Below are 19264 nucleotides of genomic sequence, written 5' to 3'. Positions count from 1 at the left end.
TCAGCCACGTCTTGCACGTTGGATATCGCGAATCCGTTGTTTTTCTGTTCGCGCCATCAGATACCACGCGATAAATCCGATAATTCCTACCACGCCAAGTATCAGCGTCGCCAGCGCGTTGATCTCCGGATTAACCCCCATACGTACGCTGGAGAACACCAGCATCGGTAACGTTGTGGCGCCAGGACCAGAGACAAAGCTGGCAATAACCAGGTCATCGAGCGACAGCGTAAAGGCCAGCAGCCACCCGGAGATCACCGCCGGCATAATCATCGGCAGCGTGATGACGAAAAAGACCTTCAGCGGCGTGGCACCAAGGTCCATTGCCGCTTCTTCAATGGAGTGATCCAGTTCGCGCAAACGTGAAGAGATGACCACCGCGACATAGGCCGTGCAGAAGGTGACGTGCGCCAGCCAGATGGTCAACATACCGCGATCCGCAGGCCAGCCGATGGCGTGCGCCAGTGCCACAAACAGCAGCAGCAGCGACAAACCGGTAATGACATCTGGCATAACCAGCGGCGCGGTGATCATAAAGGCGAAACCATTCGAACCACGAAAACGACCAAAGCGCACCATGACCACGGCGGCTATGGTACCGAGGATTGCCGCCATCGTTGCAGCGCCCGCGGCAATCGTTAAGCTCATGCCGACGGCGCTTATCATCGCGCTATCGTGGAAAAGCTCACCATACCAACGGGTTGACCAACCCGCCCATACCGTCACCAGCTTCGAGCTGTTAAACGAATAGATGACCAACATCAGCATCGGCGCGTACAGGAAGGTAAAGCCCAGCACCAGGATAAAAATACGCCACGGCGAGCGAACGACCGGTAAGTTATTCATCCGTGTTCCCCCACGCTTTTTTGCTGATATTTGTGGAACCACATGATCGGCACAATCAGTAGCAACAACATAATAATGGCGACGGCAGAAGCCACCGGCCAGTCGCGGTTATTGAAAAACTCCTGCCAAAGTACACGGCCAATCATAATGCTGTCCGGGCCACCCAGCAGTTCCGGGATCACAAACTCCCCAACAGCCGGAATAAACACCAGCATTGACCCTGCGATAATCCCGCCCTTGGTCAACGGCACGATCACGCTAAAGAAGGTTTTCAACGGTCGGGCGCCTAAATCGAGCGCCGCTTCCACCAGCGAGTAATCAATACGCGTCAGCGCGGTATAAATCGGCAGCACCATAAAGGGCAAATAGGCGTAAACAATACCGATATAAACCGCCAGATTGGTATGCAGGATCGTCAACGGCTGGTCGATAACACCCAGCCACATCAGGAAGTTGTTCAACACGCCGTTATTTTTCAGGATCCCCATCCAGGCGTAAACACGAATCAAAAACGACGTCCAGGACGGCAGGATCACCAGCAGCAACAGAATATTGCGCGTCGAGGGCTTGCTGTGCGCGACCGCCCATGCCAGCGGATACCCCAGCAGCAGGCAACAGACAGTCGAAACTCCCGCCACCTGCAACGATTGCAGGTACGCATCAAAATAGAGCGGATCGTCCGTCAGTTGCAGGAAATTTCCTAAGTTGAGCGTGATGGAGAGCTGACCATCAGCCCATGAAACGAGGTCGGTATACGGTGGAATAGCGCGCGCCATTTCAGCCAAACTGATTTTGAAGACGATCAGAAACGGCAGCAGGAACAGGAGCAATAGCCACACATACGGCAGCGCGATCACCAGCTTGCGCCCGTGCTTCATTTGCAGCCGCGACATAAACAGCGTGAATCGCCCCGCTTTATCTACGCGTGCCGGAGGTTCAAGTGTACTCATCTTCGCTCCTTAAACCGTCAACACCACACAACTGTCCGCATCCCAACACAAACGGACTTCGTCACCCCAGGTTGGTAATCCTTTGCGATAACGATGTTCATTTTGTAGCTGAGCGCTCAGCATTTGGCCACTTTTCAAACGTACGTGGTACACCGACAAATCACCCAGGTAGGCAATATGCACCACTTCGCCTACCGCGAAGTTATATCCCTCTGGCGGAGGAGCTACGCAGAGCATAATTTTTTCCGGGCGCAGCGCAACATACACCGGGACGTTATCGACAACAGAAGCATCGGCGTCAACTTTCAGTGGATGCACCAGACCTGGAGACTCAATAACCAGACCATCTTCCTGCCGTTCTTTCAGCAGCCCCTCAAAGACGTTAACCGAACCGATAAACTCTGCGCTGTAACGCGTGGTCGGATGCTCGTAGATCTCTTCCGGTTCGCCGATCTGGACAAATTTGCCACGGTTCATGATCGCAATGCGCCCCGCCATCGTCATGGCTTCTTCCTGATCGTGCGTCACCATTACGCAGGTCACGCCGACGCGTTCAAGAATATCCACCACTTCCAGTTGCATACGGTCACGGAGCTTTTTATCCAGCGCTCCCATCGGTTCATCCAACAGCAGCAGCTTCGGCCTTTTCGCCAGGCTACGCGCCAACGCCACACGCTGGCGTTGACCGCCAGAAAGCTGATGCGGTTTACGTTTGGCAAACTCCTGCATATGCACCAGGCCCAGCATCTCATTCACCCGGCTGGCGATTTCAGCCTTCGGCAGTTTGTCCTGCTTGAGGCCAAAGGCAATGTTTTGCTCTACCGTCATATGCGGAAACAAGGCATAGGATTGAAACATCATATTAATCGGACGTAGATAAGGCGGAACGTGCGCTAAATCGACGCCATCAAGCATAATTTGCCCGGTTGTCGGCTGTTCAAATCCCGCCAGCATCCGCAGCAGGGTCGATTTGCCACAGCCGGACGCGCCGAGCAGAGCAAATATTTCACCTTTGTAGATAGTAAGATTGACGTCATCAACGGCGTGCTGACCGTCAAATGACTTGGTCAGATTGCGAATTTCAAGCAGCGGGGTCAGCGCCTTGCGGATTTTCGCTTGTGGGCGTGGGGTTGCATCATTCACTCAGGTGCTCTCCGGCATAAAACAAAGAAACGGTGCAAATAACGCACCACGGTGGTGCGTATTGCCGGGTTTTGTGTGTCCGGGATCGATACTGCCCGGCAGGCGTAAATCCTGCCGGGTCACGTCCCGTACATCAGGTTATTTTCCGCTTTTTACCTTCGTCCAGGCGCGAGTACGGACACGATCGATCTTCGGATCCTGAACTTTCAGCGTGAACAGCTTGGCGCGAACATCCGCAGGCGGGTAAATGCCCGGGTTGTCACGAACTTCCTGGCTGACCAGTGCTGTCGCTTCTTTGTTGGCATTGGCATAGAACACGTGGTCGGAAATATGCGCAATCACATCAGGGCGCAGCAGGTAGTTAAGGAACTGATAGGCTTCATCTTTGTTTTTCGCATCGGCTGGCATCGCGAACACGTCAAAGAACGCCATTGCACCTTCTTTAGGAATGGAGAATGAGATATTGACGCCATTTTTCGCTTCTTTCGCACGGTTTGCTGCCTGCCATACGTCCCCGGCCCAGCCGATCGCGACGCAGGTATCACCGTTTGCCAGGTCGTTGATGTACTGCGAGGAGTGGAAATAGCGAATATTCGGACGCAGTTTTAGCAGCAGATCCGTTGCCGGCCCGGTGTAATCATCCGCTTTGGTACTGTTTGGGTCTTTACCCAAATAGTTCAGCACCGTGGCGAACACCTCTTCGGGAGCATCAAGGAAAGAGACACCGCAGCTTTTGAGTTTTTCCAGATTTTCTGGCTTGAGGATCAAATCCCAGCTATCAACCGGCGCATCCGGCCCCAGCACCGCTTTGACTTTATCCACGTTATAGCCAATTCCGGTCGTGGCCCACATGTACGGCATCGCAAACTTGTTGTCCGGATCGTGTTTACCCACCAGCTTTAGCAGTTCAGGATCGAGGTTTTTCCAGCCCGGCAATTTGCTCTTATCCAGCGGCTGAAAGACGCCTGCAGTCAGTTGACGCTCAAGGAAACTGGCGGATGGAACAACAAGGTCAAAGCCGGTACTGCCAGCCATGAGCTTACCTTCCAGCACTTCATTGGAATCAAATACGTCATAGATAACCTTAATTCCGGTCTCTTTTTCAAAATTAGCCACCGTATCCGGGGCAATATAATCAGACCAGTTATAAATATGCAGCGTTTTTTGTTCAGCAGCGAGCGTACCGGCAGAGATAGCCATCAGAGCGCCCGCAACCAGGCCTGATAACCATTTTTTATTTAAGGCGGTCATAATCTCTTTCCTTCTGAAAGTTCGTTAACAAACGAACAAAAATGTCACACTCTAATCATATGCAAGAAACGTGCATATTCTTTCATGCGGCACCAATGAAAAGAGAGGCCTCTCCTCACGCCGCTATTGCTCGCTGGCATCCGCCTATGCATTCAACATACATTGTGGCCGCAGGTCAGGTCACAAGGGGCTGTTTAAATGATGGCGTTGGTAAGCTTCGCAAGAATAACTTTAGCCAGGAATTGTGGATATAGCCCAGATTAAAAAACGTCTTTTATCAATTTTTTATGCAAGAATTGTCTATGACATAAAGCGGAACGCGCTGAATCGAGGTGAATAATTCTTTAATGAAAGGTTAAACGCAGAATAAAAACGGGCAATACGCAACCGCTCTGGCAGCGGCTGCGCAATATATGTCCAGATTCAGGAAGAATTAATGGAGGAAATGAACTTCAGCGCTGCTGTTTTGCGCATCTTCTTCAGCGTTAAATAACAGCTGATGCGCACCGGCTTCGAGGATCACCATCGATATTTGCTCTTCACTCTGGCGAACAAAATATTCAAACTGCTCAAACGTCACGCCTGGCGTAACGGATAAAGACTGGCAAACCACCAGCTTTGGCAGATTATCATCCTGCATATCCAGAAAGGCTTTCACCGTCAGTGAACTGGCATTAATCGCAGACAGGTCGGCGGCCAGTGGCAGCAGTGCAGAAGGTCTGACTTCCGCCATCGCGGAAAACAGAATGACGTTATCGACCAAATCAACTTTTGCATCAAAGATGCCGTCAAAATTCTGCATATGCGGCAAATGCAGCGCCTGACAGGTATCGCATTCAAAAAAACTCATGCCCAGGTCGTCGAGCCATTGACGCAACGTATCCAGAGTGGGAACGACCAGTGATGTCATAATAATGTGCGACCTCTATTGATGAAAAAAATACCGGCACAGCTTACGCAAAAAGATCGTGTCATACCACGATCGAAATCGATATTGTGCTTAGCCGCCGATTTTAAGGCAAAATTCAGGCGTAGCGTGACGCTCGATCCACTGGATCATCTTGCCTGCAATATCTATTCCGGTGGTTTTCTCCACCCCTTCAAGTCCGGGAGACGCGTTGACTTCCATAACCAGCGGCCCACGTTCAGCGCGCAGAATATCAACGCCTGCAACGTCCAGGCCCATTGTCTGAGCGGCTTTGAGCGCAATTTCTCTTTCGCGCGGCGTAATATTCGCAATCGTGGCAACCCCGCCGCGATGGAGATTAGAACGAAAATCGCCCTCTTTCGCCCGGCGCTCAATGGCCGCCACCACCTCGTCACCTACCACGAAACAGCGAATATCTCGCCCTTTCGCTTCTTTGATATATTCCTGAACCAGAATATGGGCATTCAACCCACGAAAGGCATCCACCACGCTTTCTGCGGCCTGGCGCGTTTCCGCCAGTACCACGCCAATCCCCTGCGTGCCTTCAACCAGCTTCACCACCAGCGGCGCGCCGCCAACCATATCAATCATATCGCTGGTATCGTCCGGAGAGTGGGCGATACCGGTGATGGGTAAATCGATGCCCTGACGCGCCAGCAACTGCAGCGAACGCAGCTTGTCGCGCGCCCGTGTAATCGCTACTGATTCATTCAGCGGATAGCTACCCAGCATCTCAAACTGGCGCAACGCCGCCGTACCGTAAAAGGTAATCGCTGAACCAATCCTTGGGATCACCGCGTCGAAATGGGGAAGCTGCCGGCCCTTGTAATGAATAGAGGACGCCGCCGGGCTAATGTTCATATAGCAAGAAAGGGGATCGATAATTTCTACCAGGTGACCGCGATGCATCGCCGCTTCACGCAGGCGTTTACAAGAATAGAGCGTTCCGTCCCGGGACAAAATGGCAATTTTCACCCTGCACCTCTCTGAATGACCTGGTAAAAGCTGGCGTATCATACACTGGGTTAAAATCTTTAGCGCGTGGCCCATCCCTGTTTATGCAAATATTCCAGGATAAAGGGGCGACTTTCTTTAATGATGGTACGGCGAATATGGTCGCTCCAGGTGTCACGGCGCGTATTACTGCCTCGGGTCAGATAGTACTGCGCGAGCTGCTCATCATATTGCGACAAAACATCTTTATTGAGCGGCTGATACTGGTTTTCGTGCACTACAAGCGATGCGGGCAGACGCGGCTTGATATCCGGGTTATCGGCAGGCCAGCCGAGACACAGCCCAAACAGCGGCAGAACGTGTTGCGGGAGCTTCAGCAGTTCGGTGACTGGCTCAATGTTGTTACGCAGGCCGCCAATAAACACGCCGCCAAGCCCCAAAGACTCTGCAGCTGTTAGCGCGTTTTGCGCCATCATCGCGGTATCAACCACGCCCAGCAGCAGCTGTTCCGCCAACCCGAGTTGCGCGTCAGGGCAAATCTGCAAATGGCGATTAAAATCAGCGCAAAATACCCAGAATTCAGCGGCCTGCGCCACATGTTTTTGTCCACCGGATAAAGTAGCCAGTGATTCACGCAGGGCTTTATCCGTTATGCGAACAATCGTCGTGCACTGTAAAAAACTGGAACTTGATGTACCCTGAGCGGCGGCAATTATCGCCTCTCGCTGCGCATCCGAAATGGTATCATCGGTGAAATGGCGAATGGAACGATGGCTACGAAGTAGATCAATGGTTGGCGTCATCTCTTTTTTCTCTGTCTGAACGGGAAGAATCGCCGGGGGCTCGTGACATCAGCTGCGGCGCAAGCCGTTGAGCAATACGCCACGTTAATACCACCGCAGCGGGGAGCATCAGCAGCACACCCAGAAATATCATCACCACGCAGGCTAACGGACTGCTAAGCGGCGCGGGTAAAGAGAGGTAATCGTTAAGCGATAGCAACGCCAGCGATAACAAAACCATCCCTATGATTTCCAGCATCAATACGCTTTTGGGTAATGTACCAATTGTGCGCATAAGCGGCCTCCCGGCAAAATGGCTTTCATTATAAAACGTTCCGGCTTGTCGTGTTTAACAGTTATAGCTTGAGGATATCAAAGCAACAGGCTGAACCTGCTTTTCATCCGTCACAAATCGCGGCATCATAAACAGTATTGCCATCCGGCCTGATAAGTTCGAGGAGAGAGAGATGTTTGCCGTTATTTTTGGTCGTCCAGGGTGCCCGTATTGCGTGCGCGCAAAAGAATTAGCAGAAAAATTAAGCAATGAGCATGACGATTTTAACTTCCGCTACATTGATATCCATGCCGAAGGTATTACGAAAGCCGATCTGGAAAAGACGGTAGGTAAGCCAGTCGAAACCGTTCCGCAGATTTTTGTTGATCAAAAACACATCGGCGGCTGCACGGATTTTGAAGCGTGGGCAAAAGAGAACATGAATCTGTTCGCCTGATAGCTGTTTCTACGCCCTCCGCTGGAGGGCGTCATCAGTTCTTTTTCCGTCGTTGATGCTGATTGAACAGGCTACTGATAAACAAAAAACATAATGCGCCAAGCGCGCACCAAAACACCGCACTAAACAACCACGCCAGCTCTTGCCACAATGAACGCGTCGGCATAAAAACGAACCGCATCAGTAACAGACAGCACGGCGCCGCCAACATGGCACCAAGAAGGGGTTTGAGCACCTCCCGACGATGGGAGAAAAAACTTGCTGCAGCACCAGGCAGGATAAAAAACAACAATCCGACCTCAGGATGCCCTGCCGCCCTGAATGCCCCTTTCACGTTCAGCGTTAATGAAAGACACACCACAATAAAGAGCACAAAGCAACAGACCGCACCCGCCCAACTTTGCTTATGTTTCAATCGTTCCTCCTGACACATTCTCTATCGAACACTCTTTTCGCCCGCAGGCGTCCAGTCAGATAAAGTAACCTGGCATTCCATGCCAAAAACACACTCACACGATTCTTATAGCCGTTGATACGTAATGAGATTAAACTAGCCGCATATATTGTTACGCTGCATTATTCGGGGCTGTGTACGAAGCTGTCGCCCCCTTAATTTCTGGCAAAAACATTAGCGTAAATTGCCATTTCTTTCAATAGCTTACTAGTAAACAAGAAGTTAGTCTCCGTGAATATAAACGTCGCAGATTTGTTAAATGGGAATTACATCCTGTTATTATTTGTGGTCCTGGCACTGGGCCTGTGTCTGGGTAAATTACGCCTGGGTTCAGTCCAACTCGGTAATTCCATTGGCGTTTTAGTGGTGTCCCTATTATTAGGTCAGCAGCACTTTAGTATTAACACTGACGCATTAAATCTCGGCTTTATGCTGTTTATTTTTTGTGTCGGCGTCGAAGCCGGCCCCAACTTTTTTTCGATTTTTTTTCGCGATGGGAAAAATTATCTAATGCTTGCTCTGGTGATGGTCGGTAGCGCAATGCTGATCGCCCTGGGGCTGGGTAAGCTGTTTGGCTGGGACATCGGCCTGACGGCGGGTATGCTGGCTGGCTCGATGACCTCCACGCCGGTGCTGGTCGGCGCAGGTGACACCTTGCGCCATTCGGGAATGTCGGGAACATCGCTTTCAACCGCCCTTGATAACCTGAGCCTCGGCTACGCCCTCACCTATTTGATTGGTCTGGTCAGTCTGATTGTTGGTGCGCGTTACTTGCCAAAACTTCAGCATCAGGACCTGCAAACCAGCGCCCAACAAATCGCACGTGAACGGGGTCTGGACACAGACGCCAACCGCAAAGTGTATCTGCCGGTGATCCGCGCCTATCGCGTTGGTCCGGAGCTGGTGGCATGGGCCGATGGCAAAAATCTGCGCGAACTGGGTATCTATCGCCAGACCGGTTGTTATATTGAACGCATCCGTCGCAACGGCATCCTGGCCAACCCGGATGGCGACGCGGTACTGCAAATGGGCGATGAAATAGCCCTGGTGGGTTATCCGGACGCACATGCCCGCCTCGACCCCAGCTTCCGTAATGGGAAAGAGGTGTTCGATCGCGATCTGCTCGATATGCGCATCGTCACTGAAGAAATTGTGGTGAAAAACCACAATGCCGTTGGCCGTCGCCTGGCCCAGTTGAAATTGACCGACCACGGCTGTTTCCTCAACCGCGTGATCCGTAGCCAGATTGAAATGCCTATCGATGACAACGTCGTGCTTAATAAAGGTGATGTGCTACAGGTCAGTGGGGATGCCCGCCGCGTAAAAACCATTGCCGACCGTATCGGCTTCATTTCCATTCACAGTCAGGTGACCGATCTCCTGGCCTTCTGCGCCTTCTTTATCATCGGTCTGATGATCGGGATGATCACCTTCCAGTTCAGTAATTTCAGCTTCGGCATCGGGAATGCGGCTGGACTGCTGTTCGCCGGGATCATGCTGGGCTTCCTGCGTGCCAACCACCCAACGTTTGGCTATATCCCGCAGGGGGCGTTGAACATGGTCAAAGAGTTTGGCCTGATGGTATTTATGGCAGGCGTCGGTTTAAGCGCGGGCAGCGGCATTGGCAATGGCCTTGGCGTTGTCGGTGGTCAAATGCTGATTGCCGGTCTGGTGGTCAGCCTGGTGCCGGTTGTCATCTGTTTCTTGTTCGGTGCTTACGTATTACGTATGAACCGCGCCCTGCTGTTTGGTGCCATGATGGGCGCGCGTACCTGCGCTCCGGCAATGGAAATCATCAGCGACACGGCTCGCAGTAACATCCCCGCATTAGGCTATGCCGGGACCTACGCGATTGCCAACGTTCTGCTGACATTAGCGGGGACACTCATCGTCATTGTCTGGCCTGGCCTTGGTTAGCGCTGAGATTTACCCTTTAACGAAAATTTTTTGCAGGTAAGCAGAACTTTTCTTCAAGGCGTCAGTCATAACTATTGCCACTGCTTTTCTTTGATGTCCCCAATTTGTGGAGCCCATCAACCCCGCCGTTTTGGTTCAAGGTTGATGGGTTTTTTGTTGCCTGTATTTTGCCTCCCTCCTTCCTCCCCCGGAAATGTCGCCCTATATTTGCAGCACGCCGGTTATGGCACATACTTTTACTCGGTGCTTAATGGTGACGGGAGTAAGCTATGTTGCTCGCAGGCAAAGTCGCGGTGATCTTCGGTGGCAGCGGGGCTATTGGTAGTGCGGTTGCGCAGGCCATGGCGCGCGAAGGTGCCCATGTGTACCTGGGCGCGCGCAGTCAGGAAAAGCTGGATTGGACGGCCAGTCGCCTTCGAACAGCAGGCGGTACCGTCGACACCTTTATCACCGATGTACTCGACGAACACGACGCATCAAAACAAATTACTCAACTTGCGCAGCAAACCGGTGGAATAGATGTGGTAGTTAACGCGACCGGCTTTATGCATGAGCAGGGCAAGCGCATTGAGGCATTATCCCTCCCTGAGTTTATGAGCGGTATCACCCCTTTCCTCTCGGCGCAGTTCAATATCGCAAAATCTGTAACGCCGCACATGGGCGGCAATCGAGCGGGTGTCATTCTCACCGTTGTCGCGCCCGCGGCCCCGATGGCGATGCCTGGACATCTGGGTCACATCGTCGGCTGTGCGGGAACAGAGGCTTTTATTAAAGCGCTCGCCAGCGAACTGGGACCGGCAAATGTTCGGGTCGTCGGCGTGCGATCACATGCGATTGTGGACGCGGTAGCGGCCGGCTCGTATACCGGAGAGATTTTCTCCGCAAAAGCGCAATCAATGGGTATAACCGTCGATCAATGGTTAGCGGGCGCGGCGCAAAGCACCATGCTCGGGCGCCTGCCTACGCTTGCTCAAATTGCTGAGGTAATGACCTTTCTGGCTTCAGACCATGCAGCAGCAATCACCGCCACGGTGGTGAATATTACCGGGGGCGCTACCCAGAACTGACTGTCGCGGACAAGCCCGCTATACGCTCCACCATCAGCAAAATATCTTCTCGCTGCAGCGGTTTTTTGTCCGTGACAAAATGCAGCGTCATCCCTTCAATAAACGCATCCAGCGCCCGCGCCGTCACCGGGTCAAACCACTGCTCCAGCGTTTGTTGGCTGCGTAGCATCCAGTTTTGCATCACCGTTTTTAGCGCCGGTTTACGGCTGGCGAAGGCATATAACTGATACATGAGCTCCATGTTGTCAGGCGTGGTGACCTGAGAGCTGTAAATCATATCGGTAATAGCCTGGCAAGCCTGCGACGCATCCTTAACGTCGGCAAAAAAGGCCTGATACTGCAGCAGCATCCTGTCAGTAAAACGGCCAAACGCCTCCATCAAAAGCTCATCGATACCCGAAAAGTAATAGGTCATAGACCCTAGGGGCACCTGAGCAATTGTCGCAATCTTGCGATGTGTAACCGCATGAATACCATGGGCTATTACCGCATCCAGAGTTGCCTGAACTATTTTTTCCCGCCGCTGCGGATCGTTCGCACGTCGCACTGCATTACCTCTTCTTGCATTTGTGTACAAATGTACACAACCTTGCTAATGTTGTCTTCTTTCCTCTTTTCTTTGGCTCGAATTCATGACTGGCATCTCATCACGCAAAGCCTTAAGACGTCGTACCTGGGCGCTGTTCACGTTCTTCTTTTTACCAGGATTATTAATGGCCTCCTGGGCAACGCGTACCCCTGCCATCAGAGATATTCTCTCCATCTCCACCGCTGAAATGGGCGCGGTGCTATTTGGACTCTCTATCGGTTCGATGAGTGGCATTCTTTGTTCGGCCTGGCTGGTGAAACGATTTGGCACGCGTAAAGTGATCCGCACCACCATGTCTTGCGCAGTTCTCGGAATGGCAATCCTCAGCGGGGCGCTCTGGCTGCATTCCGCCTGGCTTTTCGCGTTTGGCCTGGGCGTATTTGGTGCCAGTTTTGGCGCGGCAGAAGTCGCCATCAACGTCGAAGGTGCGGCAGTTGAGCGCGAAATTAATAAAACCGTGCTGCCGATGATGCACGGTTTTTACAGCCTGGGAACGCTGGCAGGTGCAGGGGTCGGAATGATGCTTACCGCCTTCAGCGTCCCGGCGACCGCGCATATTCTGCTGGCGGCGATGGTTGCAATCACCCCTATCTTCATCGCTATCAAAGCGATTCCTGACGGCACGGGTAAAAATGCCGCTGACGGAACTCACTCCGGCGAAAAAGGGTTGCCTTTTTATCGCGATATCCAGCTATTGCTGATTGGCGTCGTGGTGCTGGCGATGGCATTTGCTGAGGGTTCCGCCAACGACTGGCTTCCGCTGCTAATGGTGGACGGACATGGATTTAGCCCGACATCAGGCTCGCTGATTTATGCCGGCTTTACGTTGGGTATGACCGTTGGACGATTTACCGGCGGCTGGTTCATCGACCGCTATAGCCGCGTCGCGGTGGTGCGTGCCAGTGCGCTGATGGGCGCACTCGGAATTAGCCTGATTATTTTTGTCGACAGCTCCTGGGTGGCAGGTGTTTCCGTTATTCTGTGGGGACTCGGCGCATCACTGGGCTTCCCGTTGACCATTTCGGCTGCCAGCGACACCGGCCCCGATGCGCCAACCCGCGTCAGCGTTGTCGCAACGACCGGCTATCTGGCGTTCCTGGTAGGACCGCCACTGCTGGGCTACCTGGGTGAACACTACGGCCTGCGCAGCGCTATGCTGGTGGTGCTGTCGCTGGTGCTTGTCGCCGCCATCGTCGCAAAAGCGGTGGCGAAACCAGATCTCAAAAATACCACTGTGATGGAGAACAGCTAATGAGTATCAAATTAATTGCGGTCGACATGGACGGCACATTTTTAAGCGACCAAAAAACCTATAACCGTGAGCGCTTTATGGCGCAATATCGTCAGATGAAAGAACAAGGGATCCGCTTCGTGGTCGCCAGCGGCAACCAGTATTACCAGCTCATCTCCTTTTTCCCTGAACTGGCCAGTGAAATCTCTTTTGTTGCCGAAAATGGCGGTTGGGTGGTCAGTGAAGGCGAAGATGTTTTTAACGGCGAGCTGGCGAAAGACGATTTTCATGCCATCGTGCAGCATCTGCTGACCCGCACGGACATCGACATTATCGCCTGTGGTAAAAGCAGCGCCTATACGCTGAAGCAGTACAGCGACGAGCATAAAACTGTTTCCGCCATGTATTATCATCGTCTTGAATTTGTAGATAATTTTGACGATCTTAACGACGTTTTCTTCAAGTTCGGGTTGAATATTTCCGACGACCGTATCCCGCAGGTGCAGGCTGATCTGCATGAAGCCATTGGCGACATTATGGTGCCGGTGCATACCGGCTACGGCAGTATCGATTTAATTATTCCCGGCGTGCATAAGGCAAATGGTCTGCGCCTGCTGCAACACCGCTGGAATATTAACGACGATGAGGTTGTTGTGTTTGGCGATGGCGGAAATGATATTGAGATGCTGCGTCAGGCAGGATTTAGTTTTGCAATGGCCAACGCCCATGAGCCGGTTATCCAGGCGGCTAAATATCGCGCGGGGTCGAACAACGAAGAGGCTGTGCTGGATATTATCGACCGCGTGTTAAAGAATGAAGCACCGTTTACGCATTAATGCCTCAGCACAGACGGCAACAAAATAATGGCATGATCTATTCATAATCCGCCTCAAATTAACCCACTGGATTATTACTTCCGGTGAATATTTCAGGCGAGCGGATTATGAAGAAAAGTATACTGATGGCGACATTGTTGCTGGGTTTTGCGGGAACAGCATTTGCGCAAAGCGTTACTGTTGACGTTCCCAGCGGTTACAAGGTGGTGGTTGTACCCTCTTCCGTCAGCGTTCCGCAGGCGGTCAGCGTGACTTCCGCGCCGCAAACGGTGTATGTTGCTCCGGCACCTGCCCCGGCTCCTGTTTATCGCGCACATCCTTATGCGCGACATGTTGCAAGCGTTGGTGAAGGGATGGTTATCGAACATCAGATTGACGATCACCACTAAGTTGTCGCCAGGCCCGGGCAACCGGGCTTTAACCTTCCCGTGAATCCCCTACCCGTTTATCTTTCAGGAAGATAACCATCAGAATCAGCCACAGTACGCCGCTTGCCAGATTGAACAGGCTGAACAAACCGTTCCCTCCCAGCAGATAAGCATGTTTACTCAGCTCGATACCAACGGTAAAAATCAGCATCTGCAACATCCCCATGGCGGCGGAAACCGTACCTTTACTCATTTCACTGGCGAACAGCGTCAGACGTACCAGTCCCGCATTCGCCACGCCAATACCAAACGCGTAGATGCTCAAACCTGCCGTCATCCATAGATATGCATGGGATGATACCACCGTAGCCGCTGCGGCAATCACCAGCCCGACGGCGATTGGCCAGCCGCCCATGATAATCAGCGAACGTACGGTTTTTCGCGAAGTCAGGCGCGCCAGCACCAGGTTACCGGCAATCAGCGCGCCAAAAATCGGCACCTGCAACAGGCCATATTCGTAGCTGCTGAGATGTTCACCACTGATGATGATAATCGGCGACTGCGCAATCCACGCCAGTAACGGCAGGCTGACAAACCCCAATGCCAACGCGCCAGCCACGAAACGTACGTTCCTCAGCACCAGCTTATAATCTTTGCCCAGCTCTTTAATGGATAACTTTTCGCCAAGTCGGGTTGCCGTTTCCGGCATCGCCCGTTGCAGACCAAAAAAGGAGATGGCGGCAAGAGCGGCAAACAGGATAAACATCCCTTCCCACGGCAGAATATGAACCCAGGCTGCGCCGACCAACGGACCCAGCAGTGGCGCAATCAGCGCTACGTTTGCCATCAACGCGGTTATTTTTATGCACACCGCTTCTTCAAAGGATTCCTGAATTGCGGCGTAACCCACCGCGCCAATAAAGCACAGGCTTATCCCTTGTAAAAAACGCAGGAAGGTAAACTGCTCAATATTCTGCGCAAGGAGGGTCGCAAGGCAGGTCACAATGAACCACAGCACACCGGTTAACATCACCGGGCGACGTCCAATACGATCCGACAGCGGTCCTAACAACCACTGCAAAAACATGCCGCCAGCCAGATAGGCGGTCATCGATGTGGGTACCCAATCTAATCCGGCGTTATATTGCTCCACCACCGCCAACATTCCGGGCTGGATCATATCGTTGCCGATATAAGTAGAGAATTCGTAAAGCACCAGACAGAGAGGGAAAAGTAATGCCTGACGCCCCAAACGGGCGCCTGAAGATAAACGGTTCTGCATGCAATCTCTTAACTATAGAAAAATCGCGCAAAGTGTAATAAATGCGCCGTACTGGTGATAGTGAATTATGTGATTTGAAAGCGAAATGCGCACATTTTTACACTCATTTGCTCACGAAGATTTGGCTTTAAGGTTAATTTAAGTTGAGGCCGCTATCATGCTCAATAAGTCTCATTAACTGTCTTAAAAATAGTCATTTAGCAGACAAATAAGACAAGACCGCTTTTTATTCCGTGAAAGCAATTTTATGCTCTCCCCCCTATGGGCCTTTAAACGATTACACTGAGTCTGGACGTTATGCTGGAAAATCTGAACAACTCACTTTTTTATCTCATCAATGCCACGCCGGACTCTGCGCAATGGATGATATCGCTGGCGATTTTTATTGCCAAAGACCTGATTAGCATCGTGCCATTGTTAGCCGTTGTACTTTGGCTTTGGGGACCGCGCGACCAGGTTATGCTCCAGCGTCAGTTGGTCATCAAAATGGCGATTGCGCTCATCGTCGGGCTGACGATTTCATGGCTGATGGGACATCTGTTCCCCCACGATCGTCCGTTTGTTAACCACATCGGTTACAACTTCCTGCATCATGCAGCGGATGACTCTTTCCCGAGCGATCACGGTACGGTTATCTTTACCTTTGCCCTCGCTTTCCTGTTCTGGCATCGCCTTTGGACGGGCGCTCTGCTGATGGGCGTTGCCGTAGCAATTGCCTGGTCGCGGGTCTACCTTGGCGTACACTGGCCGCTGGATATGCTGGGAGGATTACTCGCCGGACTGATTGGCTGTCTGAGTGCCCAGATGATCTGGCAGCGCTTTGGCGCAACCCTGTATCTCGGCTTGCAAAATTGCTATCGCGCCTGCTTCGCTCTGCCCATCCGTAAAGGCTGGGTGCGTGACTAACCCACGGTAAAAAGAGTAATATTAAGCGCGGCACAGAGCACTTATTCTACTCTCCAGGGGAACTATGGAAACTCGACGCGATGAGCGTATTGGTCAATTACTGCAGGCGCTGAAACGCAGCGATAAATTACACCTCAAAGAAGCCGCGACGCTGCTGGGTGTATCCGAGATGACCATTCGTCGCGACCTGAATAATAACGATGCTCCCGTCGTCCTGCTCGGGGGCTATATTGTTCTGGAACCCCGCAGCGCAAATCACTATTTAATTAGCGATCAAAAATCCCGGCTGGTTGATGAAAAACGTCGCGCCGCCCAACAGGCGGCAAGCCTCGTTCAGGCACACCAGACCATCTTTTTCGACTGTGGCACCACCACGCCGTGGATCATTGAAGCCATCGACAATGAATTGCCTTTCACCGCAATCTGCTACTCGTTAAATACGTTTCTGGTGTTGCAGGAAAAACCGCAGTGCCGCGTTATTCTGTGTGGTGGCGAATTCCATGCCAGCAACGCGATTTTCAAACCGCTCGATTTCCAGGAAACGCTGAACAATCTGTGTCCGGATATCGCCTTTTATTCCGCGGCAGGCGTTCATATTGAGAAAGGCGCGACCTGTTTTAACCTGGAAGAGCTGCCGGTGAAACACTGGGCGATGTCGATGGCGCAGCATCACGTGCTGGTGGTCGATCACAGCAAATTTGGTAAGGTGCGCCCTGCGAGGATGGGTGAAGTAAAACGCTTTGATACCATCATCAGCGACAGCCGTCCTGACGAGGCATTTGTTGAGTACGCGAAAGCGCAACATATAAAGCTGATTTATTAAGAGGTGCTGCCGGATGGCGATAGCGTCACCCGGCAAACGCGAAGATTAAGAGAACCAGCCACCAAACCACTGGTGGAATTTCATCATCACAAAGTCCCACATGCGGCTAAAGAATCCGCCCTCTTCAACGTCTTCCATCACCATCAGCGGACGCTGCTCGATAGATTTCCCGTTCAACTGGAAGTCGATAGTGCCCACAACCTGACCTTTCTTCAGCGGCGCGGTTAACTGTGGCTCGGTGAGGGTAAAGCTGGCCTTCAGGTTTTTGAGCTGACCACGCGGGATGGTCACCGAACCCGCTTCTCCAGCGCCCAAATTAACTTCGCTCTTATCACCAAACCAGACGCGCTGGGTCACGAAAGTCGCATCCGGCTTGATCGGCGTAACGGTTTCAAAGAAGCGGAAGCCCCAGGTCAGCAACTTTTCTGACTCATTAAAACGAATGCGGTCGGTTTTCGCTCCCAGCACCACGGAGATCAGGCGCATATCGCCCTGAGTTGCGGAAGCCACCAGGTTGTATCCCGCCCCGGCAGTGGTCCCGGTTTTCATACCGTCCACGTTCAGGTTGGTGCTCCACAACAGACGGTTGCGGTTCGGCTGGCGGATTTTATTAAAGGTAAATTCTTTCTCTTTGTGGATAGCATACTCTTCCGGTACATCGTGGATGAGCGCTTTCCCGAGCAGCGCCATATCACGTGCGGTACTGAACTGTCCTGCGGCATCCAGGCCATGCACCGTTTGGAAAGTGGTGTTGGTCAGCCCCAGTTTTTTCGCGTAGCCGTTCATCAGGCCAATGAAGGATTCCTGACTACCGGCAACGTAATCAGCAAGTGCAATACAGGCATCGTTCCCGGACTGAATAATAACGCCTTTGTTCAGATCGGACACCGCAACCTGATCGCCAGGTTTGAGGAACATGACCGACGAACCGCGCAGGGCCGGGTTACCGGTCGCCCAGGCGTCTTTGCCCACCGTGACCATGTCGTTGAGGTTAATTTTCCCGGCCTTTAGCGCCTGACCGACCACATAGCTGGTCATGATTTTGGTCAGACTGGCAGGATCCAGTTTCTCATCAGCATTACCTTCCGCCAGCACTTTGCCACTGGCGTAATCCATCAGGATCCACGCGCGCGCGTCCACGCTCGGTGGGGCCGTCGGTTGCTCCGCCGCCTGTACGGTCGGCGCCAAGAGGATTAAGAGTGCAGAACCTGCAGCAAAGCTGCGAAGTGAAGAGAAGTATTGCGTCATAAATGCCACCCGAGTATCCATTCCAAAAAACCACGTCATACCACACCGTGTTTACACAAAACCGGCCAAACGACCTCGGCCAACCCATGCAGAAAAGGTCTGATGGATGACGTGTAAAATAAGTGCGGTGAGTAATAACGCACTAACGAGCTTAAAGAAACCGTAAGTTGGTAAAGTTTTTAAAGTTTATGCAATAACGCCGCGCTGCGCTGCTCCTGGCACGATTTTTTTAGACTTTGTTGCGTAAATATTAGGTTTACCCCACCATGTGAGCTCGTCAGATGGCATCTGCAGCCATAAAGCTGCTCAATTAATTTGCGGGGTTACTATGATTACACTGTGGGGTCGCAATAACTCGACCAACGTAAAAAAAGTATTGTGGACGCTCGAAGAACTGGAACTGCCATATAACCAAATTCTGGCGGGCGGACAGCATGGCGGTAACCGCGATGCCGACTATCTGGCACTGAACCCCAACGGACTTGTCCCGCTGCTACGCGATGATGAAACGGGCGTTGTTCTGTGGGAATCCAATACCATTGTCCGCTATCTGGCCGCTCAGTACGGACAAAAGCGTTTGTGGATTGATGCTCCGGCTGCGCGCGCTGTCGGTGAAAAATGGATGGACTGGGCGAACCAGACGCTAAGCCCTGCGCATCGGGTTATCTTATTTGGTCTGGTCAGAACACCTGCCGATCAGCGCGACATGGCGGCCATCGAGGCGGGCGCTCAGGTTTGCGATAACCTGTTTGCCATTCTGGATAACGCGCTGGCGGACCAGTCATGGTTCTCCGGAGCTGAATTTGGTACCGCAGATATCGCCGTTGCGCCGTTCATCTACAACTTGTTCAATGTTGGCCTGAGCTGGACCCCGCGCCCACATCTGGAGCGCTGGTATCAACAACTGACCGAGCGCCCGGCGTTTCAAAAAGTCGTGATGATCCCGGTCAGCTAACCA

At 52.3% G+C, this 19264-nt stretch carries 21 protein-coding genes; 9 read left to right on the top strand and 12 right to left on the bottom strand.

Features of this window, described 5'->3' with window-relative positions; all coding sequences use genetic code 11:
* The 8 genes from potI to OGV94_RS17815 all read right to left on the bottom strand — a co-directional run bounded on the left by potI (position 1) and on the right by OGV94_RS17815 (position 7149).
* Positions 1-846, bottom strand: coding sequence for a putrescine ABC transporter permease PotI (gene potI / locus OGV94_RS17850; RefSeq protein ID WP_003831669.1), 846 nt, complete (start codon positions 844-846; stop codon positions 1-3).
* Positions 843-1796: a putrescine ABC transporter permease PotH gene (gene potH, locus OGV94_RS17845; RefSeq protein ID WP_043015734.1), complete on the bottom strand. Its 954-nt coding sequence runs from the start codon at positions 1794-1796 to the stop codon at positions 843-845. The genes potI and potH overlap by 4 nt, the downstream gene beginning before the upstream one ends.
* Before the next feature lie 9 nt (positions 1797-1805).
* A complete protein-coding gene (potG, locus tag OGV94_RS17840; protein WP_286523884.1) occupies positions 1806-2939 on the bottom strand; it encodes a putrescine ABC transporter ATP-binding subunit PotG in 1134 nt (377 codons plus the stop codon).
* Between the two features lie 138 nt (positions 2940-3077).
* Entirely contained in the window at positions 3078-4190 is a 1113-nt protein-coding gene (gene potF / locus OGV94_RS17835; RefSeq protein WP_043015732.1) for a spermidine/putrescine ABC transporter substrate-binding protein PotF, read from the bottom strand.
* Between the two features lie 433 nt (positions 4191-4623).
* Positions 4624-5100 carry a type III secretion system chaperone family protein gene (locus OGV94_RS17830; protein WP_047412390.1) on the bottom strand — a complete coding sequence of 159 codons (477 nt, stop codon included), beginning with the start codon at positions 5098-5100 and terminating at the stop codon, positions 4624-4626.
* 90 nt (positions 5101-5190) lie between these two features.
* Complete coding sequence (gene rimK, locus OGV94_RS17825; RefSeq protein WP_043015730.1) at positions 5191-6093, bottom strand: 30S ribosomal protein S6--L-glutamate ligase; 903 nt, start codon at positions 6091-6093, stop codon at positions 5191-5193.
* A gap of 59 nt (positions 6094-6152) precedes the next feature.
* Positions 6153-6875, bottom strand: coding sequence for a nitroreductase NfsA (gene nfsA / locus OGV94_RS17820; protein ID WP_047412393.1), 723 nt, complete (start codon positions 6873-6875; stop codon positions 6153-6155).
* Complete coding sequence (locus tag OGV94_RS17815; protein ID WP_080625477.1) at positions 6859-7149, bottom strand: YbjC family protein; 291 nt, start codon at positions 7147-7149, stop codon at positions 6859-6861. The genes nfsA and OGV94_RS17815 overlap by 17 nt, the downstream gene beginning before the upstream one ends.
* Before the next feature lie 172 nt (positions 7150-7321).
* Here OGV94_RS17815 and OGV94_RS17810 point away from each other — a divergent pair, with 172 nt between their 5' ends.
* Complete coding sequence (locus tag OGV94_RS17810) at positions 7322-7585, top strand: GrxA family glutaredoxin (protein WP_016152408.1); 264 nt, start codon at positions 7322-7324, stop codon at positions 7583-7585.
* 34 nt (positions 7586-7619) lie between these two features.
* On the opposite strand, the gene OGV94_RS17805 is transcribed toward OGV94_RS17810, so the two are convergent.
* Positions 7620-8000: an inner membrane protein YbjM gene (locus OGV94_RS17805; RefSeq protein WP_043015727.1), complete on the bottom strand. Its 381-nt coding sequence runs from the start codon at positions 7998-8000 to the stop codon at positions 7620-7622.
* A 270-nt stretch (positions 8001-8270) separates the two neighbouring features.
* On the opposite strand from OGV94_RS17805, the gene OGV94_RS17800 reads away from it, so the two are divergent.
* The gene (locus OGV94_RS17800) at positions 8271-9956 is read left to right on the top strand and encodes an aspartate:alanine antiporter (protein ID WP_043015726.1); all 1686 of its coding nucleotides are present in this window, start codon (positions 8271-8273) and stop codon (positions 9954-9956) included.
* 269 nt (positions 9957-10225) lie between these two features.
* Entirely contained in the window at positions 10226-11023 is a 798-nt protein-coding gene (locus OGV94_RS17795) for an SDR family NAD(P)-dependent oxidoreductase (RefSeq protein WP_213733480.1), read from the top strand.
* Here the strand turns inward: OGV94_RS17795 and OGV94_RS17790 are convergent.
* A complete protein-coding gene (locus OGV94_RS17790; RefSeq protein WP_043015724.1) occupies positions 11010-11570 on the bottom strand; it encodes a TetR/AcrR family transcriptional regulator in 561 nt (186 codons plus the stop codon). The two genes, OGV94_RS17795 and OGV94_RS17790, sit on opposite strands and share 14 nt — an antisense overlap.
* An 85-nt stretch (positions 11571-11655) precedes the next feature.
* Between OGV94_RS17790 and OGV94_RS17785 the strand changes: the two genes are divergently transcribed.
* The 3 genes from OGV94_RS17785 (at position 11656) to OGV94_RS17775 (ending at position 14068) form a co-directional block, all read left to right on the top strand.
* Positions 11656-12864 carry an MFS transporter gene (locus OGV94_RS17785; protein WP_213733479.1) on the top strand — a complete coding sequence of 403 codons (1209 nt, stop codon included), beginning with the start codon at positions 11656-11658 and terminating at the stop codon, positions 12862-12864.
* The gene (locus OGV94_RS17780; protein ID WP_043015722.1) at positions 12864-13679 is read left to right on the top strand and encodes a Cof-type HAD-IIB family hydrolase; all 816 of its coding nucleotides are present in this window, start codon (positions 12864-12866) and stop codon (positions 13677-13679) included. The genes OGV94_RS17785 and OGV94_RS17780 overlap by 1 nt, the downstream gene beginning before the upstream one ends.
* Before the next feature lie 107 nt (positions 13680-13786).
* Positions 13787-14068 carry a hypothetical protein gene (locus OGV94_RS17775; protein WP_043015721.1) on the top strand — a complete coding sequence of 94 codons (282 nt, stop codon included), beginning with the start codon at positions 13787-13789 and terminating at the stop codon, positions 14066-14068.
* 28 nt (positions 14069-14096) lie between these two features.
* Here OGV94_RS17775 and OGV94_RS17770 read toward each other — a convergent pair whose 3' ends face one another.
* Entirely contained in the window at positions 14097-15329 is a 1233-nt protein-coding gene (locus tag OGV94_RS17770) for an MFS transporter (RefSeq protein WP_043015720.1), read from the bottom strand.
* Between the two features lie 297 nt (positions 15330-15626).
* Here OGV94_RS17770 and ybjG point away from each other — a divergent pair, with 297 nt between their 5' ends.
* Together ybjG and deoR are read left to right on the top strand one after the other, a co-directional pair.
* Entirely contained in the window at positions 15627-16235 is a 609-nt protein-coding gene (gene ybjG / locus OGV94_RS17765; RefSeq protein ID WP_043015719.1) for an undecaprenyl-diphosphate phosphatase, read from the top strand.
* A 64-nt stretch (positions 16236-16299) separates the two neighbouring features.
* Entirely contained in the window at positions 16300-17058 is a 759-nt protein-coding gene (deoR, locus tag OGV94_RS17760) for a DNA-binding transcriptional repressor DeoR (protein ID WP_181633948.1), read from the top strand.
* Between the two features lie 45 nt (positions 17059-17103).
* Here the strand turns inward: deoR and dacC are convergent, their stop codons facing one another.
* Complete coding sequence (gene dacC, locus OGV94_RS17755; protein WP_032944358.1) at positions 17104-18306, bottom strand: serine-type D-Ala-D-Ala carboxypeptidase; 1203 nt, start codon at positions 18304-18306, stop codon at positions 17104-17106.
* Positions 18307-18634: 328 nt separating this feature from the next.
* On the opposite strand from dacC, the gene OGV94_RS17750 reads away from it, so the two are divergent.
* Positions 18635-19261 carry a glutathione S-transferase family protein gene (locus OGV94_RS17750; protein ID WP_047412416.1) on the top strand — a complete coding sequence of 209 codons (627 nt, stop codon included), beginning with the start codon at positions 18635-18637 and terminating at the stop codon, positions 19259-19261.
* Positions 19262-19264: the final 3 nt, after the last annotated feature.

This window comes from Citrobacter sp. Ce006, assembly GCF_030336535.1.
GTDB lineage: Bacteria > Pseudomonadota > Gammaproteobacteria > Enterobacterales > Enterobacteriaceae > Citrobacter > Citrobacter europaeus.
Note: the sequence above shows the minus strand (reverse complement) of the source record. Positions and strands in the feature narration are given on the sequence as shown.